The following is a 7822-nucleotide window of genomic DNA, read 5'->3' on the forward strand; positions in this document are numbered from 1 at the left end:
AACCACGACAGACCCGCACCCGACAGCGCCGCTGAACCCCCACCTACCCAGGGGCGCGAGGAACTGCGCGACCAGCCCCCACCGGGCCGCACCCAAGAACCCGCCCAAGCCCCGCAGGGCGGCGCGGGGAACTGCGCGGCCGGCCACAGTGCACCCGCACCCAAAAACCTGCCCAAGCCCCGCAGGGCCGCGCTTGGCTTGACGTCGGGGGTAAGGGTTAGCGTCGCCGTATGCGAATCGGACAGCTCGCCGAGCGTGCCGGAACCACCACCCGGACCCTCAGGTACTACGAGTCCCGCGGCCTACTACCCGCGCGTCGCGCCGGCAACGGCTACCGCACCTACGACGAGGACGACCTGAAGCTGCTCCGGGAGATCAAGACCCTCCAGGACTTCGGGTTCGACCTGGAGGAGACGCGGCCCTTCGTGGAGTGCCTGCGCGCCGGCCACCCGGAGGGCGACACCTGCCCCGCCTCGCTCGCCGTCTACCGCCGCAAGCTGCGCGAACTCGACGCGCTGATCGACGACCTGCGCTCCGTACGCGCCCAGGTCGGCGACCAGCTGGCACGGGCCGAGCAGGCGATGAGCGAGCTGTCGGCCGAGGCGGCGGCGGCCCCCGATCCCGTATGCGCTGTATTTCCCGCGGCAGAGAAAAGGTGAACCCGGTGATCAGAGCGGCAGGCCTGGCCGAAGTGACAGACGCGAACTTCGCCGAGGAAGTGATCGGCGCGCAACTCCCCGTACTGGTCGAGTTCACCGCGGACTGGTGCCCGCCGTGCCGGCAGATCGCGCCCGTACTGAGCGCCGTCGCCGCCGAGGAGGCCGGCCGGCTCAAGGTGGTCCAGCTCGACGTGGACACGAACCCGGAGACCACGAACGCCTACGGGGTGCTGTCGATGCCCACGCTCATGGTCTTCCGCGACGGGCAGCCGGTGAAGTCGATGGTCGGCGCCCGCCCCAGGCGACGACTGCTGGCGGAGCTGGCGGAGGTGCTCTGACCGCTGCCCGGACATACGAAGAATCTCCCGTGGGCAATTGCCTGCGGGGGATTTCTCTGCGTATATTTAATGGTTCGCGACTTACGCAACACAAGTCACGGAGAAGTCCACTGAGCAGAGTATATCCGGGCTGGAGCGGAATTGTCAAACAAGGCCTCAAACACAGACTCAACCACTGGATTCACGGACGATGAATTGTGCCGTGAGCAGGAATTCATCGACGGCCTGTACGCGCGCGTCGACGCCCTGCGCGGCGGCACCGAGGCCTCCGTGTCGGACGCCCTCGCACAGGGCAGCACGCCCATGCAGGCCCGCCTCGAACGCGACGTCCTCGTAGCCGAACGCTCCGGCCTGCTCGCCGCCCTGAACGCGGTGGACGGCTCGCTCTGCTTCGGCCGCATCGACCTCTCCGAGGACGCCGAGCCGGACTCCGCGGGATCCGCCGCCACCACCCACCACATCGGCCGCATCGGCATCCGCGCCGACGACATCGACCACACCCCCATCCTGATCGACTGGCGCGCCCCGGTCGCCCGGCCCTTCTACCTCGCCACCGGCCACACCCCCATGGGCCTGCTCCGGCGCCGGCACATCACCACCGAGGACCGTACGGTGACGGCCCTGCACGACGAGATCCTCGACCTCGGGGACCGGCGCCGCACCGGACACGAGGACCCGACCGGCGACGCCGTGCTGCTCTCCGCCCTCAACTCCGCACGCACCGGCCGGATGAGCGACATCGTGCAGACCATCCAGGCCGAGCAGGACCGCATCATCCGCGCCCCGCACCGCGGGATCCTGGTGGTGGAGGGCGGCCCCGGCACCGGCAAGACGGCGGTGGCGCTGCACCGGGCGGCCTACCTCCTCTACGAGCACCGGGAGCTGCTCGCCAAGCGCGCCGTCCTGATCGTCGGCCCGAACCCCGCCTTCCTCGGCTACATCGGCGAGGTCCTGCCCTCGCTCGGCGAGACGGGCGTGCTGCTCTCGACCGTCGGCGAGCTGTATCCCGGGGTGCGGGCGACCGCCTCCGACACCCCCGGGGCCGCCGCGGTGAAGGGCCGCGCCGAGATGGCCGACGTCCTCGCCGCCGTCGTACGCGACCGCCAGGCCCTGCCCGACCCGGTGATCGCCATCGAGCACGACCGGGACGTCCTGATGCTCGACGCCGGTCTCGTACGCGTCGCCCGTGACCGCACCCGCGAGGCGCGGCTGCCGCACAACGTGGCCCGTGAGCACTTCGAGGGCCACATCTTCAACGCCCTCACCGACATGGTCGCGGAGCGGATCGGCACGGATCCCTTCGACGGCACGAACCTGCTCGACCCCAGCGACATCACCCAGATCCGCGACGACCTCGCCGAGAACCCCGAGGTCTGGTCGGCCATCGACCAGTTGTGGCCGCGCGTCACCCCGCGGCGCCTCGTCGCGGACTTCCTCGCCGAGCCCGACGCGTACCTCACCGTGGAGGACACGGAGGCCGTCCGGCGTCCGGTGACCCGCGCCTGGACGACCGCCGACGTCCCCCTCCTCGACGAGGCCGCCGAACTCCTCGGCGAGGACGACCGGGTGACCCGGGCCGCCGCCGACCAGGAGCGGGACCGGCAGGTCGCCTACGCGCAGGGCGTCCTCGACGTCTCCTACGCGTCCAGGACGTACGAGTTCGAGGACCTGGACGTGGAGGACGCGGAGGTCCTGTCGGCGCACGACATCATCGACGCCGAGCGGATGGCCGAGCGCCACGAGGAGGACGACCACCGCAGTGCCGCCGAACGGGCGGCGGCCGACCGTACCTGGGCGTTCGGGCACATCATCGTCGACGAGGCGCAGGAACTGTCGCCGATGGCCTGGCGGCTGCTGATGCGCCGCAGTCCCACCCGGTCGATGACGCTCGTCGGCGACCCGGCGCAGACGGCCGAGGCGGCGGGGGTCGGCTCCTGGTCGGACATCCTCCACCCCTTTGTCGAGGACCGGTGGGAGCACACCCGCCTCGGGGTCAACTACCGCACGCCGTCCGAGATCATGGACGTCGCGGCGGCGGTTCCGCGGGCCGAGTACGCGGACTTCGAGCCGCCGAGTTCGGTGCGGTCGACGGGGGTACGCCCCTGGGTGCGCGAGAGCGCCGATCTGGCCGGTGCGCTGGAGAAGGCGGTCGTGGAGCTGGCCCCCGGGGAGGGACGGCTCGCGGTGATCGCGCCGCGTGAGCTGCACGGGGTGCTGGCGGCGGGGCTCGACGGTGTCGTGGCGGGGGAGGAGCCCGATCTGACCCGGGGGGTCGTACTGCTGGATCCTCGGCAGGCGAAGGGGCTGGAGTTCGACGCGGTGGTGGTGGTCGAGCCGGCGCGCTTCGGTACGAGCGACCTGTACGTGGCCCTGACACGGGCCACCCAGTCGCTGGGGATCGTCCACGCGACCCCGCTGCCGAAGCCGTTGGCCGATGCCCTGCCGGCGCCTTCCTGACCCATCTCGCCCCGCGCCCCCCGGACACCTGAGGGGCGCGGGGAACTGCGCGATCCCTCAGCGGGGTCCGGGGCGCAGCCTCAGGGCGGGGCGAGAAACGGCTACGCCGGGCGGAACCACACCGTGGACAGCGGTGGCAGTGTGACGCGGATGCTCGCCGCGTGGCCGTGCCACGACTGGTCGTCCGGCTTGACGGGGTCCACGTTGGACACGTCACCGCCGCCGTACCGCGCGGCATCCGTGTTGAGCACCTCGTGCCACGCGGTCACGTCGTCCGGCACCCCGAGCCGGTACTCGTGCCGCACCACCGGCGAGAAGTTGGACACGGCGAGCAGGGGCGATCCGTCGGCGGCCCGCCGGAGGAAGGCGAAGACGTTGTCGTCGGCGGCGTCCCCGGCGACCCACCCGAATCCGGCGGGCTCGGTGTCGAGTTCCCAGAGCGCCGGGACCTGCCGGTACACGGTGTTGAGGTCGCGGACGAGATCGCGTACGCCCCGGTGGTCGGCCGCCGCGCCGTACGACGGGTCGAGGAGCCACCAGTCGGGTCCGTGGGCCTCGGACCATTCGGCGCCCTGGGCGAACTCCTGGCCCATGAAGAGGAGTTGTTTGCCGGGGTGGGCCCACATGAAGCCCAGGTAGGCGCGGTGGTCGGCGCGCTGCTGCCACCAGTCGCCGGGCATCTTCGACACCAACGACCTTTTGCCGTGGACGACTTCGTCGTGCGAGATGGGCAGCACGTAGTTCTCGCTGTACGCGTACACCATCGAGAAGGTCATCTCGTCGTGGTGGTACCTGCGGTGCACGGGCTCGTGGGAGACGTAGTCCAGCGAGTCGTGCATCCAGCCCATGTTCCACTTCAGCCCGAAGCCGAGACCGCCGAAACCGCCGGGTCCGATGTGGTGGGTGGCACGGGTGACGCCGTCCCACGCCGTCGACTCCTCCGCGATGGTCACGACACCGGGCTCGCGCCGGTAGACGGTGGCGTTCATCTCCTGGAGGAAGGCGACCGCGTCGAGGTTCTCCCGGCCGCCGTGGACGTTGGGCGTCCACTGGCCGGCCTCGCGCGAGTAGTCGAGGTAGAGCATGGAGGCGACGGCGTCCACGCGCAGCCCGTCGATGTGGAACTCCTCGCACCAGTACACCGCGTTGGCGACCAGGAAGTTGCGTACCTCCCGCCGCCCGTAGTCGAACTCGAGGGTCCCCCAGTCGGGGTGCGCGGCCCGCGACGGGTCCTCGTGCTCGTACAGCGGACGCCCGTCGAACTCGGCCAGCGCCCAGTCGTCCTTCGGGAAGTGCGCGGGCACCCAGTCCATGATGACGCCGATGCCGGCCCGGTGCAGCGCGTCGACCAGGTACTTGAAGTCGTCGGGGGTGCCGAGCCGGGCGGTGGGCGCGTAGAAGCCGGTGACCTGGTAGCCCCAGGACCCGCCGAAGGGGTGCTCGGCGACCGGCATCAGCTCGACATGGGTGAAGCCCAGATCGGCGACGTACAGGGGCAGTTGCTCGGCGAGCTGACGATAGGTCAGGCCCGGTCGCCAGGACGCGAGATGGACCTCGTAGACGGAGAACGGGGCCCGGTGCGCGGGTCGGTCGGCCCGTCGCTCCATCCACTCCCGGTCCCGCCACTCGTGACGCGAGGCGTGGATCACGGAGGACGTGGCGGGGGGCAGCTCCGTGCGCCGCGCCATCGGGTCGGCGCGCATCGTCTTCGTCCCGTCGGGCCGGGTGATCTCGAACTTGTAGAGCTCCCCCTCGCCGACGCCGGGCGCGAACAGCTCCCACACCCCGGACGAGCCGAGCGACCGCATCGGGAACGCGGTCCCGTCCCAGAAGTTGAAGGACCCGGAGATCCGTACACCGCGGGCGTTCGGCGCCCAGACCGAGAAGCGGGTGCCGGTCACGCCCTGGTGCTCCATCGGGTGCGCGCCGAGGACGGTCCAGAGCTGCTCGTGCCGCCCCTCCCCGAACAGGTGCAGATCGAGGTCGCCGAGCGTGGGCAGGAAGCGGTACGCGTCCTCGATGTCCTGCACCACACCCTCGTACTCCACCGCCAGCCGGTACGCGGGCACCTCCCGCAGCGGCAGCACGGCGGAGAAGAACCCCTCCCCGTCGTCGTGCAGTTCGGCCCGCAGTCCCTCGGCGACGACGGTCACGGAGAGCGCGTACGGCCGCAGCACGCGGAAGATCACGCCGTCGGGCACGGTGTGGGCCCCGAGCAGGGCGTGCGGATCATGATGCGCGCCCCCGAGCAGCCGCTCCCGGTCGGCCCGGTCCAGCACGGCCGGCGACCGCACCTCCCGCACGGGCCGTGCGGGCTCCTCGGGCGGTACGGGCTCTACGGGCACGGTTACGGGTTCGGCCTCGGCCCTTATGTTCTCCACCGCCGGCTTGGCCTTCGCCTTGCCGACGGCCTTGCCTTTGGCCTTGGCCTTGGCCTTGGCCTTCGTGCGCTTCGGCTTCTTGGCGGGCGGGTTCGGGCGGGGCGTCACGGGCGGAGCCTCCTCGGCGGAGTGAGAGACGTGGGTGGGAGGGACAGGGGTTGGGCCGGTGGGTCAGGTCGGTTCGGGGCCAGGGGCGGGGCCGCGGTCGGGACGTGCCAGCCGGCGGACCGCCGCCATCGGCACGGGCAGCCAGTCGGGCCGGTGCCGTGCCTCGTACACGACCTCGTAGACCGCCTTGTCGGTCTCGTACGCGCGGAGCAGCACCGGATCCGTACGCGGATCGCGCCCGCCCGCCTCGGCGTACCCGGAGCAGTACGCCGTCCGGCACGCGTCCGCCCAGCCGGGGATCTCGGGGAGCGAGTGCGCGGCGTAGTCGAAGGAGCGGAGCATGCCCGCCACGTCCCGCGCGGTCGGCTGGGGCAGTCGCCGCTCGGCCAGCGACTTGGCGGGTTCGCCCTCGAAGTCGATCAGCGACCAGTGCCCGGACGGCGACCGCAGACACTGTCCGAGGTGCAGGTCCCCGTGGATCCGCTGCGCCGTCCAGGTCTCGCCCTCGCCCGCCGGACCGGCCAGCGCGTCGAACGCGGAACGCAGCCCTGACGCGTACGGTAGCAGCGCCGGGACCGCCTGCACGGCTGCCGCCAGCCGCTCGGTCATACCGTGCGTGAGCGCTTCCAGCTGACCGCGCCCCATGGTGACCGTGGGCAGCGCACGGGCCAGGGCCGTGTGCACCTCGGCGGTGGCCCGGCCGAGCGCCCGCGCCTCGCCGCTGAAGTCCTCGCCCTTGGCGAGCCCGCGCAGCGCGAGGTCCCAGCCGTCCGAGGCGCCCTGGACGAAGGGCTGCAGGACGCCCAGTACGTACGTGTCGTCGTCGCCGGCCAGGTCCGCGAGCAGCCACCCGGCGGGTGCCGGGACCCGCGGACAGCCCTCGCGGGCCAGGGCCAGCGGCAGCTCCAGGTCGGGGTTGACCCCCGGCACGATCCGGCGCAGCACCTTCAGGATGAACGTATCTCCGTAGACGACCGAGGAGTTGGACTGCTCGGCCGTCATCAGGCGTGGCACCGGGTCGCCCCGGATCTCCTGCCGCGTGTCCCGCTCGAACCGCAGCTCACCGACCCGCGCCTGTTCCCGCAGGGCCTCCAGGAGGACCCCGGCAGGACGTGGGTCGTGCAGCGCCTCGTACACGGTCAGCCCGGCCAGCGGGCCCTGTGCCGGACGGCCGATCAGCGCGGGCGCCAGCCGCGGGGGCAGCGTCTCGCGCACGCCGAGCAGCAGTTGGTAGCAGTCGGCCGGATGCGCGGGGGCGCCCTGCGTGGGGACGGGCGGCTGATGCGCCCGTACGAGCAGGTGCAGCAGGCCCAGCGGGGAGCCAGGCGGCAGCACTTCCGTCGCCGAGACCAGGGAGAACCCGGTGACGGGACGGCCCTTGCCCGCGAACCACCGCTGCCGTGGCAGCCACTCGCGGAGCAGTGGTTCGAGGGACGCGAGAAGGCCGGGGCTTGTCGAAGCGGAGTGCACTGAGCGGGTGACGGCTTCGGACATGGCGTCGCGTCCTTTCCCCGGAGTCGGGGTGTTACTGATGCGTGCCCAGGGCAGGGCGGGGGAAACCGCTCCGCCGGCGAGGCGACAGGTTCCCGGACGGTGTCCTAGACGGCGTCCTTGCGGAGTCGGAACCAGTAGAAGCCGTGGCCGGCGAGGGTGAGGAGGTAGGGGAGTTCGCCGATGGCGGGGAAGCGGACGCCGCCGATGAGTTCGACGGGGTGGCGGCCGGTGAAGGCCTGGAGGTCGAGTTCGGTGGGCTGGGCGAAGCGGGAGAAGTTGTGGACGCACAGGACGAGGTCGTCGTCGTGGTCGTCGGTGGTGGGGGCTTCGCGGAGGAAGGCGAGGACGGCGGGGTTGGTGGAGGGGAGTTCGGTGTAGGAGCCGA

Annotated in this window: 6 protein-coding genes; 3 read left to right on the forward strand and 3 right to left on the reverse strand. The window is 71.7% G+C overall.

Annotated features, from left to right (window positions below; translation table 11 throughout):
• Positions 1-230 precede the first annotated feature (230 nt).
• The 3 genes from ACLVWQ_RS27850 (at position 231) to ACLVWQ_RS27860 (ending at position 3454) form a co-directional block, all read left to right on the forward strand.
• Positions 231-659, forward strand: coding sequence for a MerR family transcriptional regulator (locus ACLVWQ_RS27850; RefSeq protein ID WP_414111950.1), 429 nt, complete (start codon positions 231-233; stop codon positions 657-659).
• A gap of 5 nt (positions 660-664) precedes the next feature.
• Positions 665-997, forward strand: a complete 333-nt coding sequence (gene trxA, locus ACLVWQ_RS27855) for a thioredoxin (protein WP_414111951.1) — start codon at positions 665-667, stop codon at positions 995-997.
• Positions 998-1138: 141 nt separating this feature from the next.
• Complete coding sequence (locus tag ACLVWQ_RS27860) at positions 1139-3454, forward strand: HelD family protein (RefSeq protein WP_414111952.1); 2316 nt, start codon at positions 1139-1141, stop codon at positions 3452-3454.
• A gap of 101 nt (positions 3455-3555) precedes the next feature.
• Here ACLVWQ_RS27860 and glgB read toward each other — a convergent pair whose 3' ends face one another.
• The 3 genes from glgB to ACLVWQ_RS27875 all read right to left on the reverse strand — a co-directional run.
• Positions 3556-5943 carry a 1,4-alpha-glucan branching enzyme gene (gene glgB / locus ACLVWQ_RS27865; RefSeq protein WP_414111953.1) on the reverse strand — a complete coding sequence of 796 codons (2388 nt, stop codon included), beginning with the start codon at positions 5941-5943 and terminating at the stop codon, positions 3556-3558.
• 63 nt (positions 5944-6006) lie between these two features.
• On the reverse strand, positions 6007-7437 hold the full coding sequence (locus ACLVWQ_RS27870) for a maltokinase N-terminal cap-like domain-containing protein (RefSeq protein WP_414111954.1): 1431 nt from the start codon (positions 7435-7437) through the stop codon (positions 6007-6009).
• A 104-nt stretch (positions 7438-7541) separates the two neighbouring features.
• A partial coding sequence (locus ACLVWQ_RS27875) for an alpha-glucosidase C-terminal domain-containing protein (protein ID WP_414111955.1) occupies positions 7542-7822 on the reverse strand: 281 nt, incomplete at its 5' end.

It is taken from the genome of Streptomyces sp. CWNU-52B (assembly GCF_047444975.1).
Lineage (GTDB): Bacteria > Actinomycetota > Actinomycetes > Streptomycetales > Streptomycetaceae > Streptomyces.